Below are 323 nucleotides of genomic sequence, written 5' to 3'. Positions count from 1 at the left end.
AAAAGACGGCGCAAACAGGCCTATTGCAGCAATAAAACCCATTCTTTTGAATTGGAAAACAACCAAACCTTGGATTAAGCTGGCTGAGGAACAGAAGTTTTCTTTTGACGACACAATGGTCCTCTTGTTTAAAGAAGACAGGCTACGATTAGAGGATACTGGCATCGATAGTATTCAGAACTTTTTACGCTATAAAAACGTTTCAGAGCCACTGAGTATAGAGTCTTTAGAGTTATACTATTCCTGTTCATCAGGCAATGTGGAAAAGGTAAAGTATTTATGTAGCTTGGAGTCTAATAATAAGCCAGATAGCAAGGCCGTGT

Annotated in this window: 1 protein-coding gene; it reads left to right on the top strand. The window is 39.0% G+C overall.

All coding sequences use genetic code 11. From position 1 onward, the window contains the following. Nucleotides 1-323: hypothetical protein (locus Lfee_RS17710; protein ID WP_238584934.1), on the top strand; the 323-nt coding region annotated here is incomplete at both ends.

Source organism: Legionella feeleii (assembly GCF_001467625.1).
Lineage (GTDB): Bacteria > Pseudomonadota > Gammaproteobacteria > Legionellales > Legionellaceae > Tatlockia > Tatlockia feeleii.
This window is presented reverse-complemented; position numbering and strand designations above follow the sequence as displayed.